The sequence below is a fragment of the Dietzia sp. JS16-p6b genome (genome assembly GCF_003052165.1).
Lineage (GTDB): Bacteria > Actinomycetota > Actinomycetes > Mycobacteriales > Mycobacteriaceae > Dietzia.
On record NZ_CP024869.1, the window covers coordinates 1827315 to 1840318 of the forward strand.

The 13004-nt window shown below is 72.0% G+C and carries 12 protein-coding genes; all 12 read right to left on the reverse strand.

Features of this window, described 5'->3' with window-relative positions; all coding sequences use genetic code 11:
* Window positions 1–873, reverse strand: coding sequence for an RNase adapter RapZ (gene rapZ, locus CT688_RS08290; protein ID WP_107756511.1), 873 nt, complete (start codon window positions 871–873; stop codon window positions 1–3).
* Between the two features lie 3 nt (window positions 874–876).
* Window positions 877–2976, reverse strand: a complete 2100-nt coding sequence (gene uvrC / locus CT688_RS08295; RefSeq protein WP_107756512.1) for an excinuclease ABC subunit UvrC — start codon at window positions 2974–2976, stop codon at window positions 877–879.
* 6 nt (window positions 2977–2982) lie between these two features.
* Window positions 2983–3471: a PH domain-containing protein gene (locus tag CT688_RS08300; protein WP_107756513.1), complete on the reverse strand. Its 489-nt coding sequence runs from the start codon at window positions 3469–3471 to the stop codon at window positions 2983–2985.
* Window positions 3468–3944: a 6,7-dimethyl-8-ribityllumazine synthase gene (gene ribH, locus CT688_RS08305; RefSeq protein ID WP_107756514.1), complete on the reverse strand. Its 477-nt coding sequence runs from the start codon at window positions 3942–3944 to the stop codon at window positions 3468–3470. Before ribH ends, CT688_RS08300 begins: the two co-directional genes overlap by 4 nt.
* On the reverse strand, window positions 3941–5227 hold the full coding sequence (locus CT688_RS08310; protein WP_107756515.1) for a bifunctional 3,4-dihydroxy-2-butanone-4-phosphate synthase/GTP cyclohydrolase II: 1287 nt from the start codon (window positions 5225–5227) through the stop codon (window positions 3941–3943). The genes ribH and CT688_RS08310 overlap by 4 nt, the downstream gene beginning before the upstream one ends.
* A gap of 75 nt (window positions 5228–5302) precedes the next feature.
* On the reverse strand, window positions 5303–5926 hold the full coding sequence (locus tag CT688_RS08315) for a riboflavin synthase (RefSeq protein WP_107756516.1): 624 nt from the start codon (window positions 5924–5926) through the stop codon (window positions 5303–5305).
* Window positions 5927–5968: 42 nt separating this feature from the next.
* Window positions 5969–7012, reverse strand: a complete 1044-nt coding sequence (ribD, locus tag CT688_RS08320; RefSeq protein ID WP_107758093.1) for a bifunctional diaminohydroxyphosphoribosylaminopyrimidine deaminase/5-amino-6-(5-phosphoribosylamino)uracil reductase RibD — start codon at window positions 7010–7012, stop codon at window positions 5969–5971.
* A gap of 2 nt (window positions 7013–7014) precedes the next feature.
* A complete protein-coding gene (gene rpe, locus CT688_RS08325; protein WP_107756517.1) occupies window positions 7015–7683 on the reverse strand; it encodes a ribulose-phosphate 3-epimerase in 669 nt (222 codons plus the stop codon).
* Window positions 7684–7828: 145 nt separating this feature from the next.
* Complete coding sequence (locus CT688_RS08330; protein WP_107756518.1) at window positions 7829–9385, reverse strand: RsmB/NOP family class I SAM-dependent RNA methyltransferase; 1557 nt, start codon at window positions 9383–9385, stop codon at window positions 7829–7831.
* Complete coding sequence (gene fmt, locus CT688_RS08335) at window positions 9382–10314, reverse strand: methionyl-tRNA formyltransferase (RefSeq protein WP_107756519.1); 933 nt, start codon at window positions 10312–10314, stop codon at window positions 9382–9384. Before fmt ends, CT688_RS08330 begins: the two co-directional genes overlap by 4 nt.
* 3 nt (window positions 10315–10317) lie before the next feature.
* Window positions 10318–10872, reverse strand: a complete 555-nt coding sequence (gene def / locus CT688_RS08340; RefSeq protein WP_107756520.1) for a peptide deformylase — start codon at window positions 10870–10872, stop codon at window positions 10318–10320.
* A gap of 81 nt (window positions 10873–10953) precedes the next feature.
* A complete protein-coding gene (locus tag CT688_RS08345; protein ID WP_107756521.1) occupies window positions 10954–12999 on the reverse strand; it encodes a primosomal protein N' in 2046 nt (681 codons plus the stop codon).
* Window positions 13000–13004 lie beyond the last annotated feature (5 nt).

The following is a 13004-nucleotide window of genomic DNA, read 5'->3' on the forward strand; positions in this document are numbered from 1 at the left end:
TCACTCTCGTCCGAGATCACGGTGGCGGACGTGGACGTCGACGGAGTCGAGGCCGGACAGTCTCCCGGCCAGTGATTCGGAGATCGCGACGCTGCGGTGTTTGCCCCCGGTGCACCCCACGGCGATGGTCATGTACCGCTTGCCCTCCCGGCGATACCCGGTCATCGCCAGGCCGATCATCGAGACCGCTGCGCGCAGGTACTCCTCGATCGACGGATCCGCCAGGACGTAGTCCTGGACCGGCTTCTCGCGGCCGGTGTGCGCCTGGAGTTCGGGAATCCAGTGCGGGTTGGGCAGGAACCGCATGTCGAGCAGCATGTCCACGTCGACCGGCACCCCGTACTTGAAGCCGAAGGACTCGACGGTGAGGTGGAAATCGAATCCCAGGTCGCCGAACGGCTTCTCGAGTCGGTGCCGGAGATCGTGGACGCTCAACGAGGTGGTGTCGACCACCACGTCCGCGCGTCCGCGAATCCCCTCCAACACCTTGCGCTCCCGTTGGATCCCGTCGATCAGCCCGTCCCCCGACTGCAACGGGTGGGATCGCCGGACGTTGTTGAACCGCTTGACCAGGGCCTCGTCCGAGGCGTCCAGGAAGAGGATCCTCGCCTCGGGGCGGCCGTCGAAGCGCCCGAGCAGTTCTCCGATGTGCTCGTCGAATCCCAGGCTGCGGACGTCCGCGACGATCGCGAACCTCCTGGGTTCCTCGCGGGCCTCGGCGAGACGATCCACCAGCTCCCCGACGAAACGGAGCGGGAGGTTGTCCACGACGTACCAGCCGAACTCCTCGAGCACCTTCGACGCCGTGCCCTTGCCCGCACCGGACATCCCACAGATGAGTAGGAGTTCGCGTCCCTCATCGTTCACGTCCATGGTTCACCTCGAGTCGCTCGTCCGGTCGTCGACCTCACGGTCCGAGTCTCCCATGTCCGCCCGTCCCCCGTCCGTACCCGGTTGGTCCGCGGGCGGGGCGTCCGGGGATCCCAGGGTCGCGCGGATCGCCGCCGCGACCCCGGGGCCTATCCCGGGGACCGCGCAGAGGTCGTCCACTCCGGCGGCGCGGAGTGCCGAGACGGTGGGGAACTTCTCCAGCAGCGCCGCCCGGCGTGAGGGTCCGAGCCCGGGCACGTCGTCGAGGATCGACGTCGTCATCCGTCGGGATCTGGCTCCCCGGTGGGCCCGGATCGCGAAACGGTGCGCTTCGTCGCGGAGTCGTTGCAGCAGGAACAGTCCCTCGCCGTGCCGGGGGAAGATGACCGGGTACTCCTCTCCGGGCAGCCAGATCTCCTCGAGACGTTTGGCGATGCCGATCACCGGGACGTCGTTGACGCCCAGTTCGGACAGGACCTCGGCGGCCGCCTCCACCTGGGGTCGGCCGCCGTCGACGACGAAGAGCTGGGGCGGGTAGGCGAAGCGGCGGGTGGGCGCGGATCTGCCGGCCGCCCCCTCACCCGCGTCGGCCCGGTCGTCGACGGGCCCGTCGGCGTCGTCCGGTGTCACCACCGGCTCCTCGTGGTGCCGCCGGAACCGTCGGCGGGTCACCTCGGCGATGCTCGCGACGTCGTCGGAGTGACCGTCGCCGGCCGCCTCGCGGATCCGGTAGAGGCGGTAGTCGCTCTTGCGGGGCAGCCCGTCCTCGAACACCACCAGGGAGGCCATGACGTCGGTGCCCTGGGTGTGCGAGATGTCCACGCACTCGATCCGGAGCGGTGCCGTGTCGAGTTCCAGGGTCTCCTGGATCTCCTGCAGGGCGGCCGAGCGTGCGGTCAGATCGCCACTGCGGCGCAGCTTGTGCTGGGTCAGGGCCTCCACCGCGTTACGGCGGACCGTCTCCGCCAGCGCCCTCTTGTCGCCCCGTTGCGGTATCCGTAGCGACACGCGTGATCCACGCAGGGTGGAGAGCCAGTCGGCGAGCTCGTCCGCGTCGTCGGGCAGCGCCGGCACCAACACCTCCCGGGGCACGGCGGCAGCGAGGTCGGCGCCGGACTCGGTGGCCCCGGCCAACTCGGCCTCTCCGCCGTAGAACTGGGCGAGGTAGTCGGAGACGACGCCGGGGACGGCGAGCGCCGGGTCGAACCGGCCGTCGGCGTCCACCCCGTGCGCGTGCTCGACCACCCAGCCGCGTTGGCCCCGGATGCGCCCGCTCCGGACGTGGAAGACCTGGACGGACACCTCCAGTTCGTCGACCTCGACGCCCACGACGTCGGCGTCGGTCCCGTCACCCAGGACGACGGCCTGCTTCTCCATGGCCCGTCTCATCGCGCCGAGGTCGTCCCGGAGCCGGGCCGCACGCTCGAAGTCCAGGTCCTCGGACGCCTCGAGCATCCGCGCCTCGATCCGCTTCATGATGACGTCGGTGCGTCCGGCGAGGAAGTCGCAGAGTTCGTCGACGATCCGGCGGTGTTCCTCGGCCGACACCCGTCCGATGCAGGGTGCGGCGCACTTGTCGATGTACCCGAGCAGACAGGGACGGCCCAGCTGGGCCTGTCGCCTGAACACCCCGGCCGTGCACGATCTCACCGGAAAGACCCGTTGGAGGGTGTCGAGCGTGTCCCGGATCGCCCACGCGTGGGAATAGGGACCGAAGTACCGGGTCCCGGCCCGTCGCGGTCCGCGGTAGACGAACGCGCGGGGGAACTCCTCCCCCACCGTCACCGCCAGGAGGGGGTAGGTCTTGTCGTCCCGGTACCGCACGTTGAAGCGGGGATCGTATTTCTTGATCCACGTGTACTCCAGTTGGAGCGCCTCCACCTCGGTGGAGACGACGGTCCACTGGACGCCCGCCGCTGCGGTGACCATCTGCCGGGTACGCGGGTGGAGCAGGGTGAGGTCGGCGAAGTACGAACTGACCCGGCTGCGTAGGTTCTTGGCCTTGCCCACGTAGATGACGCGACCCTGGTCGTCGCGGAAGCGGTAGACCCCCGGCTCGGTGGGGATGGAGCCGGGTGACGGACGGTACGTGCGGGGATCGGCCACGACGCCTCAGCGGTCGGCGACGGTCTCGGGATCGGCGGCCGAGGGCTTGTACCGGCGGATCGTCTCGCGCAGGGAGCCCATGGCGTCGACCGCCTCCTGCCCGTCGACCGTCAGGATGGCCCAGATGCCGACGTGTTCGTAGGCGGGCAGTTCGAGTCGCGGCCACATGCTGGACCGGGGGAACGTGATCCCCACGATGTCCGGCCAGCCCCACTGCCGGGTCCGCAGGGGCCCGCGGACCTCGACCCCCTGTTCACCCACCCGCACCCTGATCCTGAGAAGGGTGAGCAGGACGCCGGCGAAGATCAGGCCGATCATCACGAAGGCGAGCTGGTCGGCGACACCGATCGTGACCCCGGTGTCGTCACGGACCAGCAGGACGGCCCAGAGGACGTGCGCGAGGACGATGAGGGCCGCCAGCACGATCACGGCGATCCGGAGACGCCGTGGGCGATGCTCGAAATGCCGGTGCTCGGGATCCCGGTGATCGGTCATCGCCCCGCCCGGAGGTCGCGCAGGGTGACGGCCGCGCCGAGTGCGGCCGCCACCGCCTCGCCGCCCTTGTCCTCCGCGGCGCCCTCGTGTCCGTCACGATCCCGGGCCTGGGCCTCGTTCTCCGTGGTGAGTACCCCGTGGGCCACCGGCGTGGCCTCGTCGAGCGCGATCCGGGTCAGGCCGTCGGTCACCGAGCGACAGACGTAGTCGAAATGCGGTGTGGAGCCCCGGATGACCACCCCGAGCGCCACCACGGCGTCGTGGGACCTCGCGAGCTCCTGTGCGACCACCGGGAGCTCCACGGCCCCCGTGACGCGGGCGACGGACACGATCGCTCCGGAGGCCTCGGCCACCGCGAGTGCGCGCTTCATGAGTTGCGCGCAGATCTCGTCGTGCCAGGTGGAGGCCACGACGCCCAGCCGCAGACCGCGGGCGTCGGGGATCACCAACTCCGGCCTACCGGTGCCGCTCATCGGCGATCCTCTCCGTTCGTGTCGGTGGCGTTCGTCTCCGGGACGTTCGCGTCCAGGTCGGCGCCGTCGTCCAGGCCCTCGAGCAGATGGCCCATCCGGTCCCGCTTGGTCCGCAGGTAGCGGAGGTTCTCCGGGGTCACCGCGGTGGGCATGGGAACCCGTGAGACCACCTCGACGCCGCCGGCACGGAGGGCGTCGGCCTTGGCGGGATTGTTGGTCATCAGACGCACCCGCGTCACCCCGAGATCCCGCAGCATCTGCGCGGCCAGGCTGAAGTCCCGGGCGTCGGCGGGAAGGCCGAGGTCCAGGTTGGCGTCCACGGTGTCGCGGCCGTCGTCCTGCAACTGATAGGCGCGGAGCTTCTGCACCAGGCCGATCCCCCGGCCCTCGTGACCCCTCATGTAGAGGACCACCCCGCGGCCCTCCTCACACACCGAGGCGACGGCCGCGTCGAGCTGTGGACCGCAATCGCAGCGCAGCGAGTGGAAGACGTCCCCGGTGAGGCACTCGGAGTGGACGCGGACCGACACCGGCTCCCCGCCCGAGACGTCACCGGCGACCATGGCCACGTGTTCGACGCCCTGGATGACGTCGCGGTACCCGTGCGCGGTCATCGTCCCGGCCGGGGTGGGGATCCGGGCGGCCGCCTCGTGCACCACCTGCACCTCGTGCGCGCGGCGCCAGTCCTGCAGCGCCTCGATCGTGATGAGCGCGAGCCCGTGCTCGTCGGCGAAGCGTCGGAGCTCCGGGGTCCGGGCCATGGTGGTCGGGTCGTCCTCGGAGACGATCTCGCAGATCACCCCCGCCGGGCGCAGGCCGGCGAGACGAGCGAGGTCGACCGCGGCCTCCGTGTGGCCGGGCCGGGTGAGTACGCCGCCGGGCCGCGCGCGCAGCGGTACCACGTGGCCGGGCCGTGTGAAGTCTCCGGGAACGGTGTCGGCGGAGGCCAGCATGCGGGCCGTGCGCGCCCTGTCCGCGGCGGAGATCCCGGTCGAGACACCGGCGCGGGCGTCCACGGTGACCGTATAGGCGGTGTCGTGCCGGTCCTCGTTGATGGCCCGCATCGGCGGGAGATCGAGGCGCAGGCAGTCCTCGGCCTCGAGGGTCACGCACACGTATCCGGAGGAGTACCGGACGAGGAAACCCATCAGCTCGGGAGTCGCGAGTTCGGCGGCGAAGATCAGGTCGCCCTCGTTCTCCCGGTCCTCGCTGTCCACCACGACGACGGCTCGTCCCGCCGCGATGTCGGCGATGGCGCGGTCGATGCCGTCGAAGGTGGTCACTGCTGCGGGTTCTCCTCGGTACTCATCACACCCGGGCGGCGTCCGCGGGCACGGCCACAAGTATGGCGCATCCGCTCACCCGGTCCGGTCACCGCGTCCTCCCAGGAGACGCTCGACGTACTTGGCCAGGACGTCGACCTCCAGGTTGACCCGGCCTCCCCGGGGCAGACCACCGAGGATCGTGTCCTCCAGCGTGGTGGGGATGAGCGAGACCTCGAACCACGGCTCCCGCTGCCCGAGCGGACTGACCGCTGACACCGTGAGCGAGGTCCCCGACACCGTGATGGATCCCTTCTCGACCACGTAGCGGGACAGCTCCGGCGGCATCGACAGGCGCAGCACGTGCCACCTGGCGTGCTCGGTCCTGCTGATCAGGGCGCCGGTACCGTCGACGTGCCCCTGGACGATGTGACCTCCGAAGCGTGCGTCCGCGCGCATCGCGCGCTCCAGGTTCACCGGATCCCCGGGACGCAGCGCACCCAGGGCGGTGCGGTCGAGGGTCTCGGCCATCACGTCGGCGTCGAATCCCACCCCGGGGGTGAACTCGGTGACGGTGAGGCAGACGCCGTTGACGGAGATCGAGTCGCCGTGACCGGCGTCGGACGTGACGAGCGGTCCGAGGATCCGCAGACGCGCGGAGTCCCCCACCGTGTCGACGGAGTCCAGCGTGCCGAGTTCCTCGACGATTCCGGTGAACATCAGAGCGGTCCTCTCGTGGGTGTGGTCATTCGGGTCATCCGGTCATCCGGTTCGTCTCATCATGCGGAGATAGACGTCCTGGCCCAGCACCGCGGTCTCGCAGACCTCGAAACCGTGGGCGTCGGAGAGTGTGCCGACACCGGCCTCCTCGACGGCGGACCGGCCGCCGCCCAGTACCAGGGGCGCGAGGTAGGCCTCGACCTCGTCGACGAGCCCGGCGGAGAGGAACGCGCCGGCCAGCCGGGGTCCGCCCTCAACCAGGACGTGCTGGACGTCGCCGAGCATCGCGAGCGCGTCCGCCGGGTCGCGCGTGGCGAGATGCCGGAACCGGCCGTCGGTGCCCCGCACGGCCGCGTCCGGGGGCACCGCGGTCAGTCCCATCACCGCACGGAGGGGTTGCCGGTCGGTGGGTGACCCGTCGTCCGACCGGGCGGTGAGCGAGGGGTCGTCGGCGGTGCAGGTGCCCGAGCCGACGACGACGACGTCGATCTCCTGCCGCCGCCCGTGCACGTGGCGTCGTGAATCGGGACCCGTGATCCATCGGCTGGTGCCGTCGGCCGCGGCCACCCGGCCGTCGAGGGTGGCCGCGTACTTCCAGGTGACGTACGGCCGGCCCGTGCGCTGGCGGTGCAGCCATGCCCTGAGTGGACCCTGTTCGGCGGCGGCCACCTCGTCGTCGTCGGCCCGGACCACCTCCACCCCGGCCCGCCGCAACGTCGCGGCCCCACCGGCCGCGAGAGGGTTCGGATCCGACACGGCGTAGACGACCCGTGCGACGCCCGCGGCGAGGGCCCGCGCGGAACAGGGACCGGTGCGGCCCTGGTGGTCGCAGGGTTCGAGGGTCACCACGAGTGTGCCGCCCCGGGCCCGCTCTCCGGCCTCGTCGAGGGCGACGACCTCGGCGTGCCGGCCCCCGGGCGGCTCGGTCGCCCCGCGGCCGACCGCGTCACCCTGGGCATCGAGAACCACGGCGCCCACCGGGGGGTTGGGGGTGCTGACCCCGAGCGCGGATCGCGACAGTGCGAGCGCGTCGGCCAGGGCCTCGCGCTCGCGGCGGCGCCGTCCACCGTCGGGCGCGCTTCTCATCGTCACGCCCGCGCGGCCGCGGCCCCCGCGCGCAGGGTCTCGATCATGCCGTCGGGGTCGGGCGCGCCGTAGACGGCGGACCCGGCGACGAAGACGTCACAGCCCGCGGCGGCCGCGTCCCCGATCGTGTTCGAATCGATCCCACCGTCGATCTGGATCAGCACGTCGAGCCCGCGCCGGTCGATCTCGGCGCGCAGCGTGCGAACCTTGTCGAGCACCTCGGGCATGAACGACTGTCCCCCGAACCCGGGCTCGACGCTCATCACCAGAACCATGTCCACGTGCGCGAGCAGGTCGAGGTACGGCTCCACCGCAGTGCCCGGCTTGATGGAGATGCCCGCCCGGCACCCGCGCGAGTGCAGCAGCTCCGCGACGGCCTCCGGATCGTCGGTGGCCTCCACGTGGAAGGTCACGCTGGCCGCGCCGGCATCGACGTAGTCACCCACCCACCGCAGCGGGTCGGTGATCATGAGGTGACAGTCCATCGGCTTGTCGGTGACCCTCCCGACCGCCTTGGCGACGGGGGCACCGAAGGACAGATTGGGCACGAAGTGGCCGTCCATCACGTCGACATGGATCCAGTCGGCGGCGGGGATGCGGTCGATCTCCCGGTCGAGGCAGGCGAAGTCGGCGGACAGGATCGACGGCGCGATGAGCGGCTGGTACGACATGCGGGTCAGTCTAGGCGGGCACGCGCGAGTGGGCGCCCGAGGGCGGCGGCCGGAACCAGGTCGGACGGTCAGGTCGCCAGGCTCCGAGGAGCCGGACTCTCAGCTGGCCGGACGATCAGGCGCCCGGACCCGCCGGCGTCGACTGTCACTCCTCTCGTTTCGACGGTGTGGGGACGTTCCCTAGCCGTCGCAACCCCGCCATGAACATCGCATCGGTGCCGTGGCGGTGAGGCCAGAGCTGCACCCACGGTCCGCCTCCGAGGCCCTCGGTGGAGGTCCCGCCGATCCCCGCGAGGACCTCGCGGATGTCGAGGAGTTCGACATCCCCGCGCCGGTCGGCCTCACGGATCATCGACACCGTCTCGGACAGGTGGGGGGAACACGTGGCGTAGAGCACCACGCCCCCGGGCCGGACCAGTCGCAGTGCCGACTCCAGCAGTTCCCGCTGCAGGATCACCAGTCCCGGGATGTCTGAGGCGGTCTTGCGCCACCGGGCCTCGGGACGCCGCCGGAGGGCGCCGAGTCCCGAGCACGGGGCGTCGAGGAGGACCCGATCGAACCCCGGCTCGAGGCCGGGATCCCGGCCGTCCGCGGTGAATACGGTCACCGGCAGGTCCCGCGTGGCCTCCCGCACCAGGTCGGCCCGGTGTTCGGAGACCTCGACACCGGTCACCGTCGCGCCCTCGATCTCCGCCAACGCGCCCAGCATCACGGCCTTGCCCCCGGGGCCGGCGCACAGATCCAACCACCGGCCCCCGTCCTCGCCGACGAGCGGCGCACGGGAGGCGGCGAGGGCGACCACCTGGCTGCCCTCGTCCTGCACCGTGGCGAGACCGTCTCTCACCGCGTCGAGGGCACCGGGATCACCGGAGTCGAGGTGGACCGCGTACGGCGACACGACGCCCTCGCTGCCGCCGGTCACCAGCGCGAGTTCCTCGGCGGAGATGGCGCCGGGCAGGGCTGCGAGGTGCACCTTGGGGCGCGCGTCATCGGCGGCCAGCAGCTCGGGCAGCTCCCCGGCGTCCGCCCCGAGGGACTCCGCGAACGCGCGCGCGATCCACTCCGGGTGCGCGGTGCCCACCGCCAGCCGGGCGACGGGGTCGGCCACGTCTTTCCGCAGCACCTCGACCCAGCTGTCCAGATCCTGCGCGGAGACCTTGCGCAGCACTGCGTTGACGAACGCCCCGGCCCGGCCCAACCCCAGTGTCCGCGCCGCCTCCACACTCGTGTCGACGGCCGCGTGCGCCCCGATCCGGGTGAACAACAACTGATAGGCGCCCAGCCTCACCAGATCCAGGACCGGTGGGTCGATCTCGTCGACCGTCCGACCGGCCGCCTCCGCGATGATGCGGTCGAGCAGTCCTTGCGTCCGGAGGGTGCCGTAGGTGAGCTCGGTCGCCAATGCGGCGTCCCGCGTGTCGAGTCGCGCCTTCCTGAGCTCGGACGGGAGCAGCAGGTTCGCGTACGCCGCGCGCTCGCGAACCGCCGCCATCACGGCGAGGGCGACCGTCCGGGCATCGGGGCGGATCTGCCGGGGTGTCCGGCTGTCTCGCCGGGTGCCTGCGGATCGGGGCGCGTCCCGTCGCCCCCCGCCCGATCTGCCGCCACCCGACCTGCCACCCGACCTGCCGCCGCCCTGCCGGCCGCCCCGCGGGCCGCCGTCGCCTCCGGGCCCGCGGCCCCGCCCGCCATCGGCGCTCATGCGAACTCCGCCTCGGCGTCGAGCCGGGCACCGCGCGCCCAGTCGACCGCGTTCATCATCTTCTTACCGGGTGGCTGAACAGCCTCCAGCACCATCGGAGAGGTGGCCGTGCCCACGAGGAGAGTCCGCTTGTCGAGCCGGATCCGCCCGGGCGTCAAGGCGGTCGTGCCCTCGTCAGACGGAGTCGCGGCACCGATCTTGACCCGTTCCCCGGCGAGCGTCGTCCACGCTCCCGGGGCCGGGGTCACGGATCGGATGTGACGATCCACCGCCAGTGCCGGATCAGCCCAGCGCACGCGCGCGTCGTCGATGGTGATCTTCCCTGCACGCGAGATACCGTCCGTCGGCTGCGGGACTGCGCGTGCCTCCCCCGCCTCGATGGCGTCGAGGGTGGCCACGAGCAGCTCCGCGCCGGACATCGACAGGCGACCGAGCAGGTCGCCGGCGGTGTCGCGCGGCCGTATCGCCTCGGTCATCGTCCCCAGGACCGGACCGGTGTCCATCCCCTCGTCGAGCAGGAAGGTCGTGGCCCCGGTCACCTCGTCTCCCGCCTCGATCGCGGCGTTGACCGGGGCGGCACCCCGCCACGCGGGCAACAGTGAGAAGTGGAGGTTCACCCACCCGTGGGTGGGGATGTCCAGCACGGGCCGCGGCACCAGGTGCCCGTAGGCGACCACCGGGACCGCGTCGGGGGCGAGTTCGCGGAGCCGCTCGGCGAACTGCGGGTCGCGCGCGTTCGGCGGGGTGAGGACCTCGATGCCCGCGTCGTCGGCGACAGCCGCCACGGCACTACGGGACAGACTCCGGCCACGACCGGTCCTGGCGTCGGGCCGCGAGACCACCGCCACCACCTCGTGACGGTCGCAGCTCACGAGTGCCTCGAGTGACGGGACCGCCGCCTGCGGGGTGCCGGCGAAGACGAGACGCACGGCTCACCTCACCGCCATGGCGTCGGCGAGCCGGTCGTAGACGACCCCGTCGCTGATGGCGTCGCTACCGAACCACCCGGAGGCCCGGATCCCGGCCATCGCCGATCGACGCCGGTCCTGGGTGAGACGCTGGAGGAACAGGATGCCGTCGAGGTGGTCTGTCTCGTGCTGCACCGCGCGGGCGAGGATCCCGTCCGCCTCGAAGGTCACCGGGTCCCCCTTGACGTCCACGCCACGCGCGAGGACACGTGCGTAACGCTCAGTGGGCTCCGAGATCCCGGGAATCGACAGACAACCCTCGTTGACGTGCGTCTTCTCGTCACCGATCGGTTCCCACTCCGGATTGACCAGGTGGCCTTCCCGGCCACCACAGGTGTAGACGAACACCCGGGTGGACACACCGATCTGCGGCGCCGCCAACCCGGCTCCCTCCTCGTGCCGGACTGTGTCCATGAGGTCGGCCACGGTGCGCGCCAGCCTGTCGTCGAACGAGGTGACGGGATCGGTCGGGGTCCTCAGGACGGGGTCACCGAAGAGCCGGACGGGGTGGACGGCCATGCGGATCTGAACTCCTTGCGGATGGGAAAGCGGTGAACGACCATTCTAGGTGCTCGCGGGCCGACCCACCGCACGGGCCGCTCAGCCGATGTGGACCGGATCGAGTCGCACCCGGACGGGGTCGGCGCTCCGACGGCCGGACCGCGCCACCACGACCGCCCGCAGCTCCGTGGAGACCGCGGCGAGGAGGCCGGGCGGGACGCGGAGCAACATCCGCTCGGGGTCGTCGACGCCGTCGTGGCCGGGCAACTCCTCGCCCGGGGGGAGGTCGACCGGGCCGAGTACCTCGACCTCGTCCGGGAGCCTGAGTTCTTCGAGGATGGCCGACAGGGCCGCGGCCGGGCCGTCCACCGCCACCATGTGGACCGCGGGCGGGAACCCCACCTCGGCGCGGTCGGCGAGTTCGCGTGCGGCCCACCCCTGGGGGTCCCATCGCACGAGAGCCTGCGCGACCGGGGACCCGGAATCCGCCGACAGGAACACCCGGCCACCCTCAGCGGCCGGCCGGACGAGCGAGGCCGCACCCACCCAGAACCGCAGAGCGTTCTGGACCGCCCGCAGGTCGGGTCGTCCGAGGAGAGCCCAGGAGTCCAGGAGCAACGCCGCGCCGTACCCGCCCTCGGCGACCGGTTCGGCCCCGGGGGTGGACACGATGATGGCGGGGGCCGCGGGCACGGTGTCGAGGATCTCCCCTCCCCCACTCGTCCGGACCCTGACACCGGGGAACATCCGGCCGAGCTCCTCCGCCGTCCTCCCCGTACCCACGACCCCCGCGCGCAGGGCCCTGGACCCACAGGCCACGCACCGGAAGCCCGGCTCAGGGGCCCCGCACCAGCCGCAGGCCAGATCCACGGGCCCGAGGACCGCGTCCATCCGCCCCGCACGCAGTGGTCCGTTGCACCGGCGGCACCGGGCCGGCGTCCGACACGATCCGCACAGCAGGGTCGGGATGTATCCCTTCCTCGGCACCTGCACGAGCACCGGCGCGTCCACGTCGACGGCCTCCCGGGCCATCGTCACCGCCACGGCAGGCAGTCGGGTCCGGCCGCCGGCCACATCGCGGGCCTGGGTCGGATCCGCGTCCGTGAAGGCGACCACGCGCGGGGCGAGAGCCCGGACGAGGCCGGGTACGGGCCGGATCTCGTGTGCCCATCCCGACCGCACGTACTCGGCCACCTCCGGGGTCCGGTCCACCGAGCTCAGGAGCAACGGGGTGCCGTCGAGCACGGAGCGCTGCGCCGCCACCTCCCTGGTGTGCGGATAGGGGGCCCGCGGCTCCACGAACGAATCGTCACCGTCGTCGTGCAGCACGATCAAGCCGGGCTCCGGGAGCGGCGCGAACACGGCGCTGCGCGTCCCCACGACGATCCTCGCGTGCCCCCGGACGGCGCGCAACCACCGTCGGTACCGGGCCGAGGGGCCGATACCCGCCGACAGGTCGACCACCAGGTCCCGTCCGGCGGCACCCCCGCCCACGACCTGCCGGCATTCGGCGGTCAACCGGTCGACGTCCCGCTGGTCCGGGACGATCAGCAACACCTGCAGACCTCGTCGCCTGACGGAGTCCGCCAGCGCGGCCAGCGCCCGTGCCCAGTCCCGTCCCGGTGGCACGGTCCAGACGGCCCGCGCCGGGACCCCACCGGTCGCCGCGTCGAGGAACCGGGCCACCATCGGGTGGTCGGCCCAGCCGGTCGGTATCTCGACCGGCCCCTCCGTCACCCCCAGCGGAGGCTGCGGGTCGGGCACCGATTTCTCGGCCGCCGCGTGCCGCGGGGGGACGGCCAGCCGGAGGACGTCCGAACGCATGCCCACCCACCTCCGGGCGACCAGCTCGACGAGCCGGAGCAACCGCGGCGTCAGCACGGGCTCCGGCGAGATCACGCGCTCCAACCAGGCCAGGTCCCCGGCGTGATCCGACTCGTCCGTGCGCTCGATGAGGAACCCGTCGACGAGCCTGCCCGCGAACCGCACCCGGACGCGCGTTCCCGGGATCGCCTGATCGGCCAGGGATTCCGGGACCAGGTAGTCGAACTCCCTGTCCAGGTGCGGAACTCCGAGCAGCGGAAGCACCCGGGCCACGGGGGCGTCAGCCGCCGCGACCCGGGCCGCCGGGCGAGTCGTGGTCACGGCCT

Coding starts and splice junctions, on each gene's coding strand:
- rapZ (WP_107756511.1), bottom strand. CDS start 873: ATGGACGTGAACGATGAGGGACGCGAACTCCTACTCATCTGTGGGATG.
- CT688_RS08300 (WP_107756513.1), bottom strand. CDS start 3,471: ATGACCGATCACCGGGATCCCGAGCACCGGCATTTCGAGCATCGCCCA.
- ribH (WP_107756514.1), bottom strand. CDS start 3,944: ATGAGCGGCACCGGTAGGCCGGAGTTGGTGATCCCCGACGCCCGCGGT.
- CT688_RS08315 (WP_107756516.1), bottom strand. CDS start 5,926: ATGTTCACCGGAATCGTCGAGGAACTCGGCACGCTGGACTCCGTCGAC.
- ribD (WP_107758093.1), bottom strand. CDS start 7,012: ATGAGAAGCGCGCCCGACGGTGGACGGCGCCGCCGCGAGCGCGAGGCC.
- rpe (WP_107756517.1), bottom strand. CDS start 7,683: ATGTCGTACCAGCCGCTCATCGCGCCGTCGATCCTGTCCGCCGACTTC.
- CT688_RS08330 (WP_107756518.1), bottom strand. CDS start 9,385: ATGAGCGCCGATGGCGGGCGGGGCCGCGGGCCCGGAGGCGACGGCGGC.
- def (WP_107756520.1), bottom strand. CDS start 10,872: ATGGCCGTCCACCCCGTCCGGCTCTTCGGTGACCCCGTCCTGAGGACC.